The sequence below is a fragment of the Paenibacillus sp. FSL H3-0457 genome, assembly GCF_037981725.1.
Lineage (GTDB): Bacteria > Bacillota > Bacilli > Paenibacillales > Paenibacillaceae > Paenibacillus > Paenibacillus amylolyticus.
Genome location: NZ_CP150283.1, coordinates 4074995 through 4094631, shown reverse-complemented (window position 1 = coordinate 4094631; position 19637 = coordinate 4074995). Strand labels below are relative to the sequence as shown.

Here is a 19637-nt window from a genome sequence, read left to right as displayed (position 1 = left end):
TCCATTCATGGTTAACCTTCCACTTTAGAAACTGGAACCGCTGGATTGCAGCACAACTTTAATGGCATGTGAAGAGGCTTGAAGTGTGCGTCCCTGAATATCGCAGCCAAGTGTACGGAATGCCTCTTCGTAATCCTCCAACGGGAAGGAGTGGGTGATGATTTTTTTTGCCGGAATAATCCCTTGTTCAATCATATAATGTGCGGTAGCAAATGTCCCCAGAGAATCGATGGAACCAATAATTTTCAGACTGCGGTCCACAACTTCCTTGGGATTGAAGGATGTGTTTCCATCTCTCAGACCAACCAGCATCAGGTAACCGCCGCTGGCGAGTTGGGAAAGTACTTGTGTGCCCACAACGCCCGTTGTATCAACGATCATATCGACCTGCTGGGTTGCGGGTGACAGTGATTCTATGGCATTTTCGAAGGATGAATGAACTTCCCAACGATCAGGTGCAATGGAACCGGCAATGGCTAAGCGTTCTTCGGAGATGTCGACCAGACAGCCGGTAACCCCTTTGGAAGCGAGCGCGTAGCTGTACAGAATGCCAATCGGGCCTGCACCGAGGATGATTGTTCTGAAATTCGGCAGTAGATGAATCTGATTAATCCCCGTCAGCATACAGCTGAGTGGTTCCGTCAAAGTTGCTTCTTCATAGCTCACATGGTCCTTCAATTTGTACAAAAAACGATCCTCGGTCACATAATAATCTGTAAATGTCCCGTCAGCACTCACACCTGTCTCGGTAACAGACTTATGTGTGCAATGATTTTGTCTGCCTGTTCTGCACATGTCACACTGTCCGCAATAGTAGGTAGGATCGATCACAACACGGTCGCCCGGTTGTAATGTCGTTACCGCAGAGCCAACATCAATGACTTCCCCGGCAGACTCATGACCGAGAATGACAGAAGGAACCGCATGATATTTGCCGCTGACAATACCGAGATCGGTACCGCATACACCAGTTGCTCGAATACGAACCAACACCTGATTATCTCTTGTAATTTCCGGGACAGGCCGTTCCTCAAGCGCCACATCCCAAGCCGATTTATATACCAATGCAAGCATGATATAACCTCCTTGTAATTATATAAAATATAAATATAGCGATTCATCTTAAAACAGTTTCAGACAAGATACGAAAGTAGTGAAGGGGACGAAATCGATTCTGGAGAAGCGAAGCGTTCGCCTCAAAGCTTTCTGAAAGAAAGCTACTTCGGAAGCATATGTTATCAATGGATTTTTCCCTTGGGAAAGGGAAATCAAGAAAATCCGTGGATAACAGCGATCATAAGAACGATTCGTAACCGAAACGACCACTTCGAACAGTTGCATTGAAATGTTTTAATTAACGCTGGCGAGCACTGAATCCAGCCGCTCTACAATCTCAACCAGTTCGTCTTCAGTTGTGGTGAGGGAAGGCCGGACCTTAACAACGTTGCCAAATCCATATCTTGAACTTCTCAAGATTAGATGCTCATCTGTAAAAGCACGGTCAACAATGGCATTGGTTTTGAGCGTATCCGGTTCATTACCGTCACCTACAATCTCCAACCCCCACATTAACCCGACACCACGAGCTTCACCGATACTTGGGTACTTCATTGCCAATTCTTGTAGCAATTCACCCAAAATTTCACCTTTGCGTTTCACGGCATCCAGAAACCCGGGTTCGGATACCACTTCCAAGGTAGATTTGGCAGCAGTTACGGAGATCAGATTGCTTCCTGAGGTGAAGGAATGTTCGTGCTTTTCGAGCACATTCAGCCGGGATTGCATTAACACCGCAGCAACAGGTACGCCGATCCCGCCAAGACCTTTTGCAAGGGTAATCATATCAGGCTGGATATCAAACAGTTCGCTGGCGAACATGGTTCCGGTACGACCGATGCCTGTCTGTACTTCGTCGGCAATAAGAATAATATTGTACTCATCACACAGTTTACGCAGTCGTTTGAAATATCCGGCAGGAGGAATGATATTGCCGCCATTCCCGAGAATAGGTTCAATAATCATGCAGGCGACTGAGCCGGAACTGGCATATTCTATGGCATCAGAGATGGCTTCAACACATTGATAGGCGCAGTCTCCGCTTGAAGATTTGAAGGGGCAGCGATAACAGTATGGGGCAGGTACATGGACAGCGTTAGCCACAGCCGAATTGGGGAACCGTTTCCGCCGGAAGGCATTTCCCGAAATTCCGGTGGCAAATTGGGTCTGCCCATGATGGGATAGATACAGGCTGATGATGTCTGTTGATTCGGTATACTTCTGTGCAATTTTGGTTGCACATTCGTTGGCAGTTGAACCAGTGATATCCCGCATCCATCCGGCATTAATGTCGTTTGGAGCATATTCGATTAAGTGATCAAGTACTTCATTTACGTACGGTTCGGTGAAGGAGGAAGACATATGCGTCAGATTGCCGACTTGTTCCTGAATTTTGCTGACTACATGTGGGTGATTATAGCCCAGTGACAGATTGAATGTTCCCGACACGCCATCCAGGTATTCAACACCTGAATCGTCAATCAACTTAATCCCTTTTCCGGCTATGAAGCGGTTGTTGGTTAAAGTTTGCATACGATTTCCTCCAATATAATGGTGTACTAGCTCGAACGAAGCTCAACAATCCCGGATGATGCAGGCATCACCTCCCTTAAGAAACGATGTTTACATTTCCTTGCTATGTTGTGCGAGAGCAGCACGTACTGCATTATTTTTTACAGTCCATAGATGAGAGACCATCAATGTGAGCAGCAGAATCAGACAGAATCCGGCCAAAATCCAGATTGTATTAACGACAGGCCCTGTACTCATACTCCATCCAGTCACATACTGCAAGATGGCACCCCCAATACCCCCCGATGCGATCAGGATACTGGTTGTCCGCTCGGTCATACCGGGAATCAAAACATTTGCATAGACCAGTGCGATACAGAACAGCCCTGACATGAATAGACCGGTTCCGAAGATGAGTACATACGTTGCCCACTGTCCAGTTACAAATACCATAGCGGTTGTGAACAAAAACGTACCGACTGTACTCCAGATCAGGAAAGGCATATAGTTGACGGCTTCCGCTATTTTCCCGGAGAAAAGACGACCGATGATCATCGCAATCCATAGGATGGAGACACTCAGCGATGCGACGGATTCCTGAAGCTGCAATCGTTCTACGAGAATGGAAGGCAGGAAGTTCATCAATCCCAATTCCAATCCCATGTAGATGAAAAAGAAGATGACGAAGATCGTCAGCAGACCCAGATGTTTTCTCGAATATTGGGCTTTACCTGCTGCATGTGCCACTGTATTCTCGCCAGCCTGTTCCAGATACAGTGCGGCTGGCCGCGGCATAGTGATCCACAGCAACATGAGAATCAGTGACAACACGGCCACCGTATAAAACGTAAGATGCCACAGATCCATCCAGATGAATAAAGCAGCGACAGCCGGGATGAGAAGTGCTCCAAGAGCAAAGAAGACATCCAGCTTGGACATGGCGACCGCCTTTTGATTCTCAGTGAATTCGATCGTGAATGCACCTACAGAGGGTTCGATGATACCTGAACCGAAACCTACGATAATCGTGAGAAGAAGAACTACAGACCAGGATGGCAGAAAACCGAGTAATATATAGGCGGCTACAATACAGATCAGGGCAAGGGTCAGCATCGCTTTTCTTCCGATACGGGCTGTCAGGGCAGGAGCTGCGATTACACCGACAAGAAATCCAAGAAACTGCAGAAATAACAAAAATCCGCCATCACTGTAACTGCGCTCATAATGTGACAATAAAACAGGAAGAAGTGCACCGAGCACAACGCTGGTTATGCCGATTAACAGATAAAAACCGCAGCTTAGAGCGAATATTCTTTTCAAAAGTCCGCCTCCTAGTTGGATATAAATTTTATATTATGTAATTTATGTTTATTTCATATATAACGTATACCATAATTGTCCAAATGTACATGCTTTTTGTTGTAAAATAATGTTAAATTTTGATGAAGAGAAATATTTCTCGTACTAAATTTTTTCTAAAACGATTTCGTGTCGAAAGGATAAATATGAGCCAATCCATATGACCTTTTAACAAGGTTTGGCATCTATATTGATCGAGAATAGTAAAACGTGCATATATAAAAAAACGTTCCCTGTCTGAGTAGACGGGAAACGTTCTGATTAACCGTTTTATATGATGATACCTGACCTCAACGTATCGCCATTAAGCAGTTTGCACAAAGAAAATCCCATCGAATGGTGCGTGCGCAGACGCGGGACCACTTCGCAAAAATAAATAACCGTTTGCATCGGGAAGACCCAATATATCCCGATAAGGCTCAGGAAAATCTCCGGAATATATTTGACACACCAGTTGATGTTCCTCTAGCAAATGGTCAATTCCTTTCACACCGTTTGGTAAAGTGGGAGAGAAAAATGAAAATGCAGGGAACTCCTGATCGTCTAATTCCATCTCAATCAAACGTACGCCACTTAGCGGAATGGGTGGAACGGGACATACGGAAGTAAGTGGATGCGAAGATACTGTGACATAAGTGCACCCGGCAAGAATATTCTCGTTCCATTCCAGCTCATCTCCCGTATAGGTTACCAGATCCAGAAAGTATTCGGAGGCGGAGTAGGTCGAGAAGACCGAGATATATTTATCTTTTGGTAAGGAAGGGATATGGACCTGCTGTGAAAGTGTATTGCAATTGATGGAGAACAGATGTAATAAAGGCTGACCCTCAGGGTTGAGCGGCCAGTCGGAAACGTATGCAGTTTCTCCACCAATCCACATGCCAGAGTCTTGGTTTGGATCATTGGGGTCAACTGTAAATCGAGTAACTTTGTACATGAGAGGCTCCTTTCAGAGTGTATTTTGGCATTCATATATAGCGTTGTATGTGTTTTTATATAACAATTTATTGCTTCGTTTCAGTATAAATGAGATGATGTGGAATGAAAATCAGTACAAGGTACTAACTCATTGCACGATGCGAATGAACATACCAGCACTCTAAGCACCAGTGGCAATACTATAGATGAGAAGTGGTGACACATGTTAATTAACAAATACATAAGTGAAACGGGATTCTGCTCCCGCAGGGAAACGAACCGTTTAATTGCGGCTGGACGAATAACGATCAATGGGAGGGTATGTGAAAAAGGGGCGGAAGTTGAACCTCACGATGTGGTACTTATTGATGGGAAGAAGATTCCTCGTAATGACAGCGAACCTGTCTACATTGCTCTGAACAAGCCCATCGGTATTGTCTGCACAGCAGCAGAACATGTGGAGGGGAACATCATTCAATATATGAATTATCCTTCTCGCATATTTGCGATAGGCAGGCTGGATAAGGCATCTGAGGGGTTGATTTTGCTTACGAATGACGGAGGCATTGTGAACAAGATGATGCGTTCGGAGCATAATCATGATAAAGAATATGTAGTGACTGTAGACAAACCCATAACTGACGAATTCGTAAAGTCCATGTCTGATGGCGTTGAAATTCTGGACGTGGTGACCAAGCCCTGCGAAGTGTATAGGCAAAGTGACAATGTATTTCGTATTATTCTGACACAGGGTCTCAACCTGCAGATCCGCAGAATGTGCAAAGCCTTGGGGTACCGAGTCCTGAAGCTGGAGCGCGTGCGAATTATGAATATTACGCTGGATCAACTGGAGCGGGGGCAATGGCGTCATCTGGAGCAAGAGGAACTGGAGATTCTGCTGTCTCAATTGAATGAGATAAAATGAATGACTTCTGCTGCATGTCAACGGTGGTCAACCATGATGTCCAGTTATATCAGTAAAAAATGAAGCAAACACTAACCCCTATGTGGATTAGTGTTTTTGTTGTTAAGCTTGTGTCCTTTTTGTTCTGAAATGTAAGAGCCAAATAGGGTTAAGAACGCACCGAGTACAATCACCCAGGTTATCTGCTCTTGAAGAATCAGTGCAGATGACACAACAGTAATGACAGGCACCAGATAGATATATACGCTCGTTTGGATAGCTCCGAGAAGATTCACGGCCCGGTTCCAGGTCACGAAACACAACGCGGAGGCACCCAGACCGAGGTAGAGAATATTGGAGAGATTGGTCATGTTTGTGAAGCGTCCGAGTTCCAAGTGGAATTCAAACACGAATAGAGCTGGCAGCATGAAGATCAGGCCATAGAAGAATACCTTGCGAGTCGCGCCAATGGTGTGATAACGAAGCTGGCCAATTTTCCGCATTAACACAGAATAAATTGCCCATACCGCAGGTGCTATGAAAGCAAGCAGATCACCTATCGGATTCAGTTGCAGAATGAAACTACCATTTAGTGCGATGAGTAGGATGCCGCTCAAGGCAATCCCGAATCCGATGATAAAGCGGCGAGTTAACTTCTCGCCATCTAAGAAGAAGTGTGCGAGCACGGCAGTGAAGAACGGGGCAATGGAGACAATAACACCCACGTTGGAAGCTGTTGTGTACACCAGAGCAATATTTTCAATAAGAAAATATAACGTCACCCCACATAGTCCTGCTCCAATAAATAACCATTCTTCTCTGAATGAGGCGATCCGCAGTGAACGTGGATAGATCAATAACAGTACCAAATACCCGATCAGGAAACGGAAAAATAGAATCTCCACTGGAGTAAAGTCAATCAGCAGAACTTTGGTCGAGACAAAGGTAGTTCCCCAGATCAGTATAGTAAACAAAGCGAGTAAATGTCCGGTAGAGGCTCTAGTGTTTTGATGATCAAGATGACTTGTCATACGATGTTAGTGGAGGTTCGTTTCAACTCCGAATCATGATTGAAGATACGTCTATATTGCTTAGGTGTCAGGCCGATCAGTTTTTTGAAAAAATTCGTGAAATGGCTCTGGTCACTGAATCCTGTCTGTGCGGCTACTTCAATCGGAAGCAGACCTTGTTCCAGCAGACGTTTGGCTTGATTAATGCGAATCGTCTCCAGATAACGGTAAGGTGATATTCCTTTCTGGCGGGTGAATAAACGCAGCAGGTGGTACTTGCTCATCTCCGTCAAATCGGCTAACTCGTTCAGCGAGATGCTCTCCATGTAATGAGCTTCTATGTAATCACATATGCGTCTGATCTCCAAGGTCACATCCTGTGTGGAAACAGGTGGTTCAGCATCCGAATAATCTCGCAGCAATTGATCCAGTAGTAAGAGTAACAATTCTTCTTTGCAAAAATCGGATTGCTCTTCCAGAATCATCTGATGCAGCTCGTGCAGGGAACCCACAAGTTCACTTTGGTAGAGAACGGGGGATGTAAACCGTGGCAAGTAAGCTTGTCCAGTAATCTCACTCGCATACTCTCGCATAACCTCAGGCTGGACATTGATACAGCGATAATCGAGGGTTCTTCCATCGACCTGTTCGCAGGCATGAGGATCATGTGGATTAAAGACAATCATATCTCCGCTATTCAGCATGTATTCTTCGTTGTTGCAGACGAGGTGTCGCTTGCCTTGTTCAATGAATCCAATGACGTAATAGTCATGAAAATGATTGGGAAACTTCTGCATAATGCCTTCAAATTGATAAGCTTCTAGCTGTAAGTCGGTATCAAATACTACAGTCCGGATTTCCCGTGTCATGATGCACCTTCTTTCTGGTAAGTTAAGATCATTATAGGTTGCAAAGAAGGAATTTTCTTGAACAATATTGCTATTGCTCGAAGTGTTTGATCGGACAGATATCTCTAAAAACAAAATACCCGCAATCCCGGAGGGAAAGCGAGCCCTTTGCTAAGTATAGTTGATTCATGAGTTCAAACCTATATATAGGGGAGAAAAAATCTCTGGAACAATAAGGTATTGTTCTTAGTGTAACGTAGCGAGTACTTCAGGTGTAAAAGCTTGAATCTCGGATACGCGTCCTTCACGTATTTTGGCAGCCCATGCCGGATCGCCAAGGAGTGCACGTCCCACAGCCACCAGATCAAATTCCTGTTGATCGAAACGCTTCATAAGCTCGCTCATACCTGGATGTGTTGTTTTATCTGCTCCTGCTTCAGGCTCATCTGGCATACCCACAGAACCGACGGTAATGGTGGTTTGACCACTTAGCTTTCGCACCCAACCTGCAAATCCAAGCTCAGATCCTTCAAACTCGGGCTCCCAGAAGCGTCGTGTCGAGCAGTGGAAGATATCTACACCTGCGTCAACCAGCAAATGAAGGAATTGTTCCAGTTGTTCTTGGGTGTCGAACAGTCTGGCTTGATAATCATTCATCTTCCATTGGGAAATCCGCATCGCGATAGGGAAATCAGGACCTACCGCAGCACGAACTGCCATTACAACTTCAACCGCGAATTGAGTTCGTTTCTGTAGGTCACCGCCATAGCGGTCTGTTCTCCTATTCGTTGTTTTCCAGAAAAATTGATCGATCAGAAAACCGTGTGCACCGTGAAGCTCAATTCCGTCAAAACCAATGCTTTGTGCATTGGCTGCTGCATCTGCATAAGCTTGAATCACAGTTGCGATCTCTGCCTCCGTCATGGGCGCACCTACTTGAGTACCTTCCATATCAACTCCCGATGGACTAAGAGATTCAGCTTCTGGGTGAGGTTGAGATCCAGAAGGGCGGGTAATACCCAAGTGCAGAATTTGCGGGAAAATCTTGCCGCCAGCTTCATGGACTTGTTTGACTACTTCAGCCCAGCCGTGAAGAGCTGCTTCTCCATACATATGAGGGAGCCTAGGCTCACTTGATGCGGACGGATGCTCAATCGTTGCACCCTCTGTAATAATGAGTCCAACACCATGCTCGGCACGACGGCGATAATATGCAGCTACATCGGGACCTGGCACACCATCCGGGGAGAAGGCACGAGCCATGGGGGACATGACGATGCGCGAGGATAGGGTTAACTTTTGAACAGTGTATGGTTGGAACAGAAGCTCCGTAGAAATAACGTTATGTTGTTGATTACTCAAACTAAGCACCTCCATTATTATGCACCTTCAAGCGGGTACAAGTGCAATCTTAACAAGGTGTATAGGCATGCTCAACCAACAATCGAAGCATTTTGTTGCTTAAGCGAAAGACACAGATTATTGTATGGTGTCTTTGCACTTGCTTTCACTTGTTGAACAATTAACACTTATCTATAATGAAGGAGTCTAACCAAATATTTTGTGTACAAAGGAGGATTGGGACATGTCTGGTGTATTGTCTCCAAACTCGAATGATCCGCGTGTAATCCGCACGCGTCAATTAATTCTTGATGCGTTTTTAAACCAATTGAATATTAAAAATTTCAACAGCATTACGATTCAAAACATTACGGAACAAGCCACAATTAACAGGGCTACATTCTACGCCCATTTTCAGGATAAATATGCACTGCTTGAAGCCTTTTTAGCGGATGCTTTTATGGAATATGTGACGAAAAGAGTGGACCCGGATGCCCGGTTATCAGCCGAAACCATACAGCAGCTTATATTTTCATTATGTGATTATCACGTCTCAAGTAATGGTTGCATCAAAAAATATGAGACAGTTGCACCAATTATTGAAGAGAATATCAAGACTCAACTGGAGCAATTCCTTCTTGAATTATTGAGCAAAGTAGCGGGTGATGTAGATCCCAAAACGCTGAAAATTACGGCAACCACGCTAAGTTGGTCGATCTATGGAATGACGTATCGATGGAATATTGAAGGCGGGCAGGAATCTCCGGCTGAATTAGCCAACAGAGTGGTCCCTTATATGATGGGTGGATTGGAATTGTTGAATTAACTTTCTTTAACGAAATTGCATTAATATTCGGATGGATATGGGAGGAATAACAAGATGTTTGAACATTTGGTTGTTTTTAAATTTAACGATAATACCACACTAGCCAAACAGCAGGAATGGGTGAATCAATTGCTCGCGTTACAGGAACAAATACCGGGGATTGTCGGGCTGACCGCAGGGATCAATGCAACGGAAGAAACGGATCGTATTCAAGGTTACACGATTGGATTGAGAGTGACGTTTGAAGATCAGGAGGCATTGCGCGCCTATGGTCCACATCCTGCTCATCAGGCATTTGTAGCTTCCCTCGATGGTTGGGTGGAAGATGTAATTGTAGTTGATTATGCTATTTAAAGGCGCGAAATCAGAGGTTTAACGAATATAGGAGTTGAAGATTCCCATGTGTTTAATTTTATTTGCTTACAACATGCATCCAAAGTATCCGCTTATATTGGGATCCAATAGGGATGAATTCTATCATAGACCTACGGCTCAAGCACACTATTGGGAAGATCATCCTCATATATTGGCTGGCCGGGATTTGTCGAAAATGGGAACCTGGATGGGCGTAACCACAGAGGGGCGTCTGGCTGCTATCACGAATTATCGTGATCCGAATGAAGATGTACATGCCAAGGGCTCAAGAGGAGATCTGGTTGCTGATTTTTTAAAGGGAACGTACACACCTGAGCAGTATATGCAACATGCGGAGCAAAGCCGAAATGATTATCCTGGCTACAATTTGTTAGTGGGTGATCCTGACGACCTCTATTATTATTCTAATGTGGGTAATGTTGTGCTGAAGTTGAAACCGGGAATATACGGGATTAGTAATCACTTGATTAATACAGATTGGCCTAAGGTGAAACGTGGGAAAGAAGGGCTGGAGAAAATCATCCAAGGGGAGGACGAAGCTACCCTGACAGAAGAAATATTAGGTTTGTTGCAAATGGCAGACCCTTCAGTGGATGAGCTTTTACCCCATACAGGTGTTCCATTGGAATGGGAACGTTTGCTTTCTCCGATCTTCGTTAGAAGTGAGAAATTCGACTATGGAACCAGAGCTTCATCCGTTGTTCTGATGAACAGAGAAGAAGTGTTTTTTACGGAGAGGGTTCACCAGAACGGAGAGGTAATGGAGCAACGTTTTAACATCAAGCCTCTTAACTCGACAAGCTGAGAATATGAAAGAAATGATGTTCTAACATTATGCATTAACATGAATTTACATGAATCACTGAAGTTAAATCCAAAGTTCATGTTTCATTGCTTCTGAGTGTAAAGAGTATTTTTGTTTTTCTATGTCAACTAATATAACGCAAAATAAACGGTTTGAAAGGACCTTTTGTATAACACGCCCAATTTTAGTTGGGCTCTTTATCTCTTATCACAATTCTATGTTATGAATCATGGAACTTCCCTGAATAGTTTATATAATGTGAATCAACATAACATGATTTTGCAGCGGTTCGGTTGATTCTAAAACTCAGGGGGGCAACGTGGGATGAAAGAAACCAAAAAGATGAGAGTTTTTTCACTGGGGATTCAGCACGTACTCGCGATGTATGCGGGAGCAATTCTGGTGCCTTTGCTTCTGGGCAGAGCACTAAATCTGACTGCAGAGCAGTTGGCATATCTGGTATCCATTGACCTGTTAACGTGTGGGATTGCAACATGGCTTCAGGCTCGGAAAGGGAAGTACTTGGGTATAGGTTTGCCAGCGGTGCTCGGAAGCTCTTTTGTAGCGGTGACACCCATGATTGCGATTGGATCGCAATACGGAATTCCTGCCATATATGGGTCGATCATCGCAGCCGGGTTATTTATCGTCATCTTTGCCGTATTTTTCAGCAAAATCGTCAAATTGTTTCCGCCAGTTGTGATCGGTACAGTGGTAACCATTATCGGTCTTGCGCTAATCCCAACCGGCATTAAAAACATGGCGGGTGGAGCTAACAGCGAGAATTTCGGAAGTTTGGACAATTTGGCGCTTTCCTTTGGTGTATTACTGTTCATTCTAATCCTGAATCGATATGCTCGCGGTTTTGTAAAATCCCTGGCTGTTCTCCTTGGTATTATCGTGGGAACCCTCATCGCAGCCATCATGGGAAAAGTGAATTTTGCCTCTGTACAGGAAGCCTCCTGGTTCCATTTACCTCAACCCTTTTACTTTGGATGGCCTACCTTTGAAATCGGCCCCATTATTACAATGATTATTGTAGGTACGGTGGTTATCATCGAATCAACAGGTGTATTTATGGCTTTGAGCAAAATCTGTGATCAACCGATCAACGAAAAAGATCTGGCACGGGGATATCGCGCGGAAGGTCTTGCGTTTGTTCTGGGCGGCATCTTTAATGCTTTTCCATACAATACATTTGCACAGAATGTCGGTTTGGTTCAGCTCTCCAAAGTAAAAACGACCAATGTTGTTGTTGCAGCTGGAGGTATTCTGGTCTTTCTGGGACTCATTCCGAAGGTAGCTGCTTTTGCAACCATTATTCCAAGTGCTGTCCTCGGTGGAGCGACTGTTGTCCTGTTTGGAATGGTTGTCTCATCCGGGATCAAAATGCTGCAAAACGTCGACTTTGGCAAACAATCCAATCTATTGATCGTGGCTTGCTCCGTTTCACTTGGGCTCGGTGTTACTGCTGTACCCGATCTGTTTGCCCAGCTTCCTCAAAGTATTCGGATTATTGTTAGCGATGGTATCATTACGGGAAGCCTGTCAGCGATCCTGCTTAATGTCTTCTTTAACCTTGCTCTGAAAAAAGAGAGCTTGCCAGTACAGCCTGTACAGGCTCAAGAAGCACACACATAATCCTTGTAATAACAGACGTGTCATCTAGTAGTAAGTAAGCGGAATAGATCCAAGATGGTTTTCTGGGAAGTGGAGTGAAAGGGAATGACCCCACTTGTCAAAGAAACCTCTTGGATTTTTTTGTGCTTACGATTCATGAGGAATGCAAAAGACATGCAAATATGCTAAAGTTTCATCAAGAACATTTAATATGTTCGTTTAAGTCAACAACCTCTTGAATTGAATTTCCATGCGACTACATAAATGAGCATTGGTTCACAAGGCTACAATATAACCAAGGGATATCCCTGGTGCAGAAAAGGAGTTGTGATCACCATGCAACAAGAAACGTTGAACAAAGGGTGGAACTTGGAGAATAGTTATGCGAAGTTACCGCAACCCTTTTTTACAAGTCAGGGCGCAGTGCCTGTTGAATCACCAAAGCTGATCATTTTTAATAGACTGCTTGCATCCACCTTGGGTCTGGATGTGGAGTCTCTTGACAGTGATGAAGGAGCGCAAATTTTTGCAGGTAATATGATTCCGGAAGGAGCCGAGCCTTTGGCTCAGGCCTATGCAGGACATCAATTTGGCAATTTTAACATGCTTGGTGATGGACGTGCTTTGCTGCTGGGTGAACAGATTACGCCACAGGGCGAGCGAGTGGATATCCAGCTGAAAGGTTCAGGGAGAACACCGTACTCTCGTGGAGGAGATGGACGTGCTGCTGTAGGGCCCATGTTGCGAGAGTATATTATTAGTGAAGCGATGTATGCACTGGGTATCCCAACGACACGCAGTCTGGCTGTGGTGTCTACAGGAGAAAACATTATCCGCGAAACAGAGCGGCCAGGTGCCATTTTAACGCGTGTGGCTTCCAGTCATATCCGGGTAGCAACCTTTCAGTACGCAGCAAGATGGGGGTCTATTGAAGATCTTCGGGCATTGGCTGATTATACGTTGCATCGACATTTTCCTGAGGTTGCTCAAGCTGAGAATCGCTATCTTCTGCTCCTTCAGGAAGTGATTAAGCGGCAGGCGGCTCTCATTGCCCAGTGGCAGCGTGTTGGTTTCATTCATGGCGTGATGAACACAGATAACATGGCAATCAGTGGTGAGACCATCGATTATGGTCCGTGCGCCTTTATGGATGCTTACAATCCTTCAACCGTGTTCAGCTCCATTGACAGGCAAGGTCGCTATGCTTATGGCAATCAACCGTATATTGCCGGGTGGAATTTGGCTCGCTTTGCCGAGACGCTTCTGCCGTTGTTGCATGAAGATGAAGAACAGGCCGTGCAGCTCGCTCAGGATGCTATTGCACAATTTTCTGAATTGTACCATCATCATTGGCTCAAGGGAATGCGTGCCAAACTGGGCTTGTTGGATGAAGAGGCCGAAGATGAAGCGCTGATCAAGGAGCTTCTTGAACTTATGGAGAAGCATAGTGCAGATTACACGAATACGTTCCTGGCTTTGACCTTTGATAAGTTGGAAGGGACAGCTTTGTTTGGCACGACAGAATTTGCTGAATGGCATGAGCGGTGGCAAGCAAGATTGGACAGACAGCAAGAGGAGAAGGAAGTCTCTCGACAGTTGATGAGAACAAGCAATCCAGCCGTCATTCCCCGAAATCATCGGGTCGAGGAAGCCCTTGAGCAAGCGGAGAACCACGGAGATCTTAGCGTGATGCTGAAGCTTTTGGCAGTTCTTTCAGACCCGTTCGCGCACTCACCTGAGCAGGCTGAATATGCCGAACTGCCAGCACAGTGCAATACTTCGTATCAGACTTTTTGTGGAACCTGATTGAACAGTAGGAACGAATATGAAGAGGCTGCCTTGGGCAGCTTTTTCATTTTTTCATTCTGTCATCGAAGTTACTTTATAGAGGCAGGTGCGTTCATGTCCAACATGTTAAGCAAACAACAATTGGCAGAAATCCTTTTACAGCTTTTAGAGCGTACATCTTTTCCTAGGGAACAGATGCAGAACTATGTTAACCGCTTGTTTGAGACCTTTAAATGGGATGGGGTGCCCTATGTAGAGAGTAGAAAAGATACTTATACTGTTCGAATATACGAACGTGGCCTCGTCTCATTGGAGAAACGGGTGAAACAGCCTGATGAAGTCATCTATTGGTTGCTGGAAGATATTATTTTCACCGCGACGCATGTAGGGTTGTTGGAAAGACATGGCGTGGATAATAAAGAAACGCATTTGAACTACACAAATGAAGTGATGAAGGAACTGAACAGGGGTGTTCAGGAAGCTTTCCAGCAGATCGGTGATCCGTATTTACATTGGTATCAGACGAGTAAACGTCAGGAGTTAGAGGGCATGACATAAAAAAAGTGAGGTGTGTTACATGAGCGAGCATGATATTAATGATGTATGGTATGACTATGCTGTGTTATTTGTCGAAAAAAAGAATGAATCTGAACAGGGCTGGGCATCGTTGACTTCGAACGAGCAGGACATTGCTGCTTTATGGCTATTAGAGGCGGATGTCTTTAATGGCGGTTTTATACAGTTTTTCTGCAACTGGGGGGAAGAGGTATACCGTTACGCGTTGCGGGCATTACATATCATTGGTGCGACTCAAGTCGTGGAGATTATAACGTCAGCATACGGCTGTATTGAGCATCTGAAAGAGGATGAAAGGCTTACCGAACTGTGGGATATTCCTAAATTCCTGACAAAGGAACAAGAGCAGCATTTAGATGCGCTGGATCAGCAGTTTTGGAACAATGAGGATCAGATCGCGGAGAAAGCCTATGGTTATTATCACGGAAAATTGAACATGATGATCATATAATCTGGTTTCAACTATGCAACCGTTGTTCTGTTCGAAGATTAATACTTGGTCTTGCAATGACTGAAACGTTCGGCTATACTTGCTATAAATTGAATACATGAATCACGTTGATAGAGCGCAGTAGCGGCTTTGTCCCTGTTACAGAAAGTCAGGGGTTGATGGAACCTGATACATACAAGGGCTGCGAATTACACTCTGGAGTACTTGGGTAATGTCAAGCGGATGGGCAAACGATATATTGCCAAAAGTGGTATGGATAACGTGTTAAGGTCATGTGTTGTCCATGCAATTTGGGTGGTACCACGGTTATAATAATCGTCCCTGTGTCTAATGAAGACAAGGAGGCGATTTTTTTGTGTCCAAAAAAGCCGTTCCAGCGTGTAATTTCGTAATTTAACGTAGATCATGACTGAATCTTGAGGATAGAAAAGGGGTTATACACATGAATATTATTGATGAACTACAGTGGCGTGACGCCATTAACCAGCAGACAGATGCAGAGGGACTGCGTGAGTTGACTGAAACCAAATCGATCTCGTTGTACTGCGGCGTTGACCCTACGGGGGACAGCATGCATATCGGACATCTAATTCCATTCATGATGCTGAAACGTTTTCAACTGGCAGGACATCGTCCAGTCATTCTGATAGGTGGAGCTACAGGTACGATTGGTGATCCAAGTGGCCGGCAGGCAGAACGTTCTTTGCAAACGATGGAGCAAGTGCAGGAGAATGTGGATGCACTGACAGCGCAGATGAAGAAGTTGTTTGTAACAGACGGTGATAATCAGGTTCGCATGGTGAACAACTACGATTGGACACACAAAATCAATGTGATTGAATTCTTGCGTGACTACGGCAAAAACTTTAACCTCAACACAATGCTGGCTAAGGATGTAGTTGCGAGCAGACTGGAAGGCGGAATCTCGTTTACCGAGTTTTCATACCAGATCCTTCAATCACTCGACTACCTGCACCTGTTCCAAAACGAAGATGTACAGCTTCAAATCGGCGGTTCGGATCAATGGGGGAATATCACGAGTGGTCTTGATCTGATTCGTAAAAAAGAAGGATCTGAAGCGAAGGCGTATGGTCTGACCATTCCGCTCATGCTCAAATCCGACGGTACGAAATTCGGTAAAACAGCTGGCGGCGCAATCTGGCTTGACCCGAACAAAACAACACCATTTGAGTTCTACCAGTTCTGGGCGAATACAGATGACCGTGATGTGATCAAATACTTGAAATACTTTACCTTCCTGAGCAAAGAAGAAATTGAAGCTTTGTCTGAAAAGGTAGAGACAGAGCCGCACAGACGTGAAGCACAGAAAGCACTCGCGGAAGAAATGACAAAATTCGTTCACGGCGAAGAAATGCTAGAACAGGCTAAACGTATTACAGCGGCGCTGTTCAGTGGTGATATCCGTTCCCTGACAGCAGATGAAATCGAGCAGGGTTTCAAGGAAATGCCAACATTCGAAACGGACGGCGAAGCGAAAAATATCGTCGACTGGCTCGTAGATCTGGGGTTGGAGCCATCCAAACGCCAGGCCCGTGAGGATGTCACTAAAGGCGCTATCTCCATGAACGGTGAGAAAATCACGGAGCTTGAATTCACAGTGTCGGCAGAGCATGCCATTGGCGGTAAATTCATCATTATCCGTAAAGGTAAGAAGAACTACAGCCTGGTTAAACTCCAAGCGTAGTGTCTGAGTATTAGAACGTAACACAGAAACGTATAGAGACTACAATAGACACACAAATAAAGCTACAAATACAGAAACAAAAAGACCGCCTTCCATCTCTGTCAGGCGACAGAGGGGAGGCGGTCTTTCGTATATCAGGCCAGTGAGTGACCTATCTTATTGATTAACGATCGCTGTGATTTCTTCATCCAGATCAAGTCGTACATTCTCACGGTACGCCCGGATGTTGTATTCACTGTGCAGGTAACGAAGAATCGCTTCAATCATATTGGACTCCACCAGATATTGACTACGGCCTTGAATCCAAACTTCAGCGGAATAACCTGTATCTTCTTCCCAACTCAGTTCTACATTCACATCGGTTGGACGTACACCCTTACGTTCTGCCATATGAATACAGATTGCATTCACAATTTCATCCATGCTCAGAACCATAGAGACTAGTACCGTCCGTTTCTGTTACGGTCATCATCACGATCATTGCGACGGTCATAACGACCATCCGCTGCAGGTTTGCGACGATTGGAGATGGCTCTGAAGAGTGCCATAGCCAGCATAACAATCAACATAATTGCTGCAACGTTCACGAGCAATCCAAGGATGTTACCCAGAGCGCCCATGCCACCGAACAATCCGCCAAACATCATACCAGCAAGACCACCAAGCATCATGCCTTTCATGAATCCGCCGCCACCGCCGAAGAATCCGCCACGGTTCGTTGTAGCTGCTCCATTGCTGGAATTGTTATTCGTATTCGATTTGCTTACATTGCTGTCGGATTTCTTAGGTGTATTGCTATAACTTTTCGTACCGGATTTGAATCCGCCACCACGTCTTGCATCCGCAGAATCCGGATTCGTTACTCCCACTGTTGCGAACAATAATGTAAAGGCCATAAATACCATCATTAGATGTTTAACTCCGAATTTTTTCTTCATTGTAAAGATCGTAACCCCCCGATTAATTTGTTTGAATCGCCCAAAAATGGGCCTTACTCATGTAATACGGTCAACTTGCAGGAACGTTTCAAATTTTATTAAATTTCTGAAACGCTAGGACTTGGGTCTTGAATTGCAGCTTGGCCATCAAGCAATTGGGTAACCCAATGACACCATTCCAGGCCTGTTTGTGCGTGCATTAACCCTTTTTGTACCAGGATGTAGCTTCCAAAATCTCGGTTGCCTACACGAAGATTATCCTGAGGTATACGTGACTTCAGATCCTCGAAATAACGTATGCGTTCCATAAACCAGCTTTTACGCTCGTTAAGAATGCGTCTCATGCTTCCGTCTTCCGCTATGCCAACACACAAAATACGCAAATTAAATTCATCGCGTGTAACCGGTGCGGTAACAGGAGTAATCATCCATTCCAAGAGCTTTTCAATGCCTTTTTCCGTAACTGCGTACATTTTCTTGTCCGGTTTGTCAGACTGTTGTACCCAGCGGGAGGCCAATAACTCATCGTTTTCCATCTTGGACAGGAGTGGATAGATCTGGCTGTGTTTCGCCTGCCAATGAGGCTGGATTTTCAGCATCAGATCATAGCCCGATGACTCCTCGCGGGTAAGCAGCCCGAGTAATCCGTAGGAAAGTATGTTCATGCACATGTCTCCTTAATATTAGGGCTAGGTCAGAGAGAACAATCGTTTTTACTTTCTTTGACCGCTTTCATAAAAAGTGTACACTGAAACTGTATGGTTTGACAACCTGACAGAACAACTGCCTTAATTTAGACAAAAAAAGTGCGAACCATAAGGTCCGCACTCCAAACCATTTAGAGAGATGCCTGTTGTCCATACCCCTCAGCGACAAGATCAAGCTCACCTGTGGCAGAATCGATAACCATGCCGTGGACGGGTACATTGGGAGGAAGTAAAGGATGCTTCTTGATCACTTCCACAGTATGTTTTACCCCTTCTTCGACGCTGTCAAACCCGCGCAACCATTTTTGCAAACGGATGCCAGAGTTCTCCAGAGTAGTCATGACTTCTTCCGATACGCCACGCTCAACCATATGTCCAATCATGGTCTCAGCGTGAAGGGAAGCCATACCACATTCGGTATGCCCCACTACCAGGACTTCATCTGCACCCAGTTCATAGATGGCGACAAGTACACTACGCATTACGCTTCCGAAAGGCTGAGAGATAATTGCGCCTGCGTTTTTAATGATTTTCACATCACCGTTTTTCAGGTTCATGGCCTTGGGCAGCAATTCCACCAGACGTGTATCCATACAAGTGATGATAACCATCTTTTTGGTTGGAAACTTGCCAGCCGTATACTTTTCGTATTCTTTAGTCTCGACAAATGATTTGTTGTAAGTCAAAATCTCTTGAATGTTGTTCATGTCCATTGCCTCCTGTTATCCAATACGACGAGCACGGCCACTTGCATATGATGCAGCTTGTCCTACACGCCTTTGCTTTAATAGTATTTCACGGTCAGCAGATGGCATTACTCCAACCCTTTAGAGGTTGTTCAAAAAGTCCACTTTTGATTACGAATCATGCCTGAGGGCATCATCAGCATCGAAGTTGA

General features: G+C 44.9%; 20 protein-coding genes and 1 other annotated feature. Of the genes, 9 read left to right on the top strand and 11 right to left on the bottom strand.

Features of this window, described 5'->3' with window-relative positions:
- Positions 1 to 24: 24 nt before the first annotated feature.
- From MHH25_RS18130 to MHH25_RS18115, 4 genes are all read right to left on the bottom strand, one after another.
- Entirely contained in the window at positions 25 to 1074 is a 1050-nt protein-coding gene (locus MHH25_RS18130; protein WP_339177221.1) for an alcohol dehydrogenase catalytic domain-containing protein, read from the bottom strand.
- Positions 1075 to 1350: 276 nt separating this feature from the next.
- Positions 1351 to 2589 carry an aspartate aminotransferase family protein gene (locus MHH25_RS18125; protein WP_100527344.1) on the bottom strand — a complete coding sequence of 413 codons (1239 nt, stop codon included), beginning with the start codon at positions 2587 to 2589 and terminating at the stop codon, positions 1351 to 1353.
- Between the two features lie 90 nt (positions 2590 to 2679).
- A complete protein-coding gene (locus MHH25_RS18120; RefSeq protein WP_340017721.1) occupies positions 2680 to 3888 on the bottom strand; it encodes an MFS transporter in 1209 nt (402 codons plus the stop codon).
- Positions 3889 to 4231: 343 nt separating this feature from the next.
- Entirely contained in the window at positions 4232 to 4864 is a 633-nt protein-coding gene (locus MHH25_RS18115) for a DUF1963 domain-containing protein (protein WP_340017720.1), read from the bottom strand.
- 204 nt (positions 4865 to 5068) lie between these two features.
- Here MHH25_RS18115 and MHH25_RS18110 point away from each other — a divergent pair, with 204 nt between their 5' ends.
- On the top strand, positions 5069 to 5770 hold the full coding sequence (locus MHH25_RS18110) for a pseudouridine synthase (protein ID WP_340017719.1): 702 nt from the start codon (positions 5069 to 5071) through the stop codon (positions 5768 to 5770).
- 71 nt (positions 5771 to 5841) lie between these two features.
- Here MHH25_RS18110 and MHH25_RS18105 read toward each other — a convergent pair whose 3' ends face one another.
- From MHH25_RS18105 to MHH25_RS18095, 3 genes are all read right to left on the bottom strand, one after another.
- Positions 5842 to 6780, bottom strand: coding sequence for a DMT family transporter (locus MHH25_RS18105; RefSeq protein ID WP_340017718.1), 939 nt, complete (start codon positions 6778 to 6780; stop codon positions 5842 to 5844).
- A complete protein-coding gene (locus MHH25_RS18100) occupies positions 6777 to 7628 on the bottom strand; it encodes an AraC family transcriptional regulator (protein ID WP_340017717.1) in 852 nt (283 codons plus the stop codon). Before MHH25_RS18100 ends, MHH25_RS18105 begins: the two co-directional genes overlap by 4 nt.
- A 225-nt stretch (positions 7629 to 7853) precedes the next feature.
- Positions 7854 to 8969 (bottom strand): NADH:flavin oxidoreductase, encoded by a 1116-nt coding sequence (locus MHH25_RS18095; protein ID WP_340017716.1) that lies wholly within the window; start codon positions 8967 to 8969, stop codon positions 7854 to 7856.
- 223 nt (positions 8970 to 9192) lie between these two features.
- On the opposite strand from MHH25_RS18095, the gene MHH25_RS18090 reads away from it, so the two are divergent.
- The 8 genes from MHH25_RS18090 to tyrS all read left to right on the top strand — a co-directional run bounded on the left by MHH25_RS18090 (position 9193) and on the right by tyrS (position 17094).
- A complete protein-coding gene (locus tag MHH25_RS18090) occupies positions 9193 to 9774 on the top strand; it encodes a TetR/AcrR family transcriptional regulator (protein WP_076328505.1) in 582 nt (193 codons plus the stop codon).
- A gap of 54 nt (positions 9775 to 9828) precedes the next feature.
- Positions 9829 to 10128, top strand: a complete 300-nt coding sequence (locus tag MHH25_RS18085) for a Dabb family protein (RefSeq protein WP_076328506.1) — start codon at positions 9829 to 9831, stop codon at positions 10126 to 10128.
- 46 nt (positions 10129 to 10174) lie between these two features.
- Positions 10175 to 10954 (top strand): NRDE family protein, encoded by a 780-nt coding sequence (locus MHH25_RS18080; protein WP_340017715.1) that lies wholly within the window; start codon positions 10175 to 10177, stop codon positions 10952 to 10954.
- 324 nt (positions 10955 to 11278) lie between these two features.
- Positions 11279 to 12595, top strand: coding sequence for a nucleobase:cation symporter-2 family protein (locus tag MHH25_RS18075; protein WP_340017714.1), 1317 nt, complete (start codon positions 11279 to 11281; stop codon positions 12593 to 12595).
- A gap of 315 nt (positions 12596 to 12910) precedes the next feature.
- Complete coding sequence (locus tag MHH25_RS18070) at positions 12911 to 14380, top strand: YdiU family protein (RefSeq protein WP_340017713.1); 1470 nt, start codon at positions 12911 to 12913, stop codon at positions 14378 to 14380.
- Between the two features lie 96 nt (positions 14381 to 14476).
- Positions 14477 to 14920, top strand: a complete 444-nt coding sequence (locus MHH25_RS18065; protein WP_340017712.1) for an Imm63 family immunity protein — start codon at positions 14477 to 14479, stop codon at positions 14918 to 14920.
- Positions 14921 to 14939: 19 nt separating this feature from the next.
- Positions 14940 to 15389, top strand: coding sequence for a DUF4375 domain-containing protein (locus MHH25_RS18060; RefSeq protein WP_339186873.1), 450 nt, complete (start codon positions 14940 to 14942; stop codon positions 15387 to 15389).
- Between the two features lie 98 nt (positions 15390 to 15487).
- Positions 15488 to 15715: a binding site (T-box leader), on the top strand.
- A 116-nt stretch (positions 15716 to 15831) separates the two neighbouring features.
- Positions 15832 to 17094: a tyrosine--tRNA ligase gene (tyrS, locus tag MHH25_RS18055; RefSeq protein ID WP_340017711.1), complete on the top strand. Its 1263-nt coding sequence runs from the start codon at positions 15832 to 15834 to the stop codon at positions 17092 to 17094.
- Between the two features lie 156 nt (positions 17095 to 17250).
- Here tyrS and MHH25_RS18050 read toward each other — a convergent pair whose 3' ends face one another.
- The 4 genes from MHH25_RS18050 to MHH25_RS18035 all read right to left on the bottom strand — a co-directional run bounded on the left by MHH25_RS18050 (position 17251) and on the right by MHH25_RS18035 (position 19446).
- A complete protein-coding gene (locus tag MHH25_RS18050) occupies positions 17251 to 17529 on the bottom strand; it encodes a YxcD family protein (RefSeq protein ID WP_017687903.1) in 279 nt (92 codons plus the stop codon).
- Positions 17530 to 17534: 5 nt separating this feature from the next.
- Entirely contained in the window at positions 17535 to 18032 is a 498-nt protein-coding gene (locus tag MHH25_RS18045) for a hypothetical protein (RefSeq protein WP_036613538.1), read from the bottom strand.
- A gap of 98 nt (positions 18033 to 18130) precedes the next feature.
- On the bottom strand, positions 18131 to 18697 hold the full coding sequence (locus MHH25_RS18040) for a PadR family transcriptional regulator (RefSeq protein ID WP_036613540.1): 567 nt from the start codon (positions 18695 to 18697) through the stop codon (positions 18131 to 18133).
- A gap of 173 nt (positions 18698 to 18870) precedes the next feature.
- Positions 18871 to 19446, bottom strand: coding sequence for a carbonic anhydrase (locus tag MHH25_RS18035; RefSeq protein WP_036613541.1), 576 nt, complete (start codon positions 19444 to 19446; stop codon positions 18871 to 18873).
- Between the last annotated feature and the right edge of the window lie 191 nt (positions 19447 to 19637).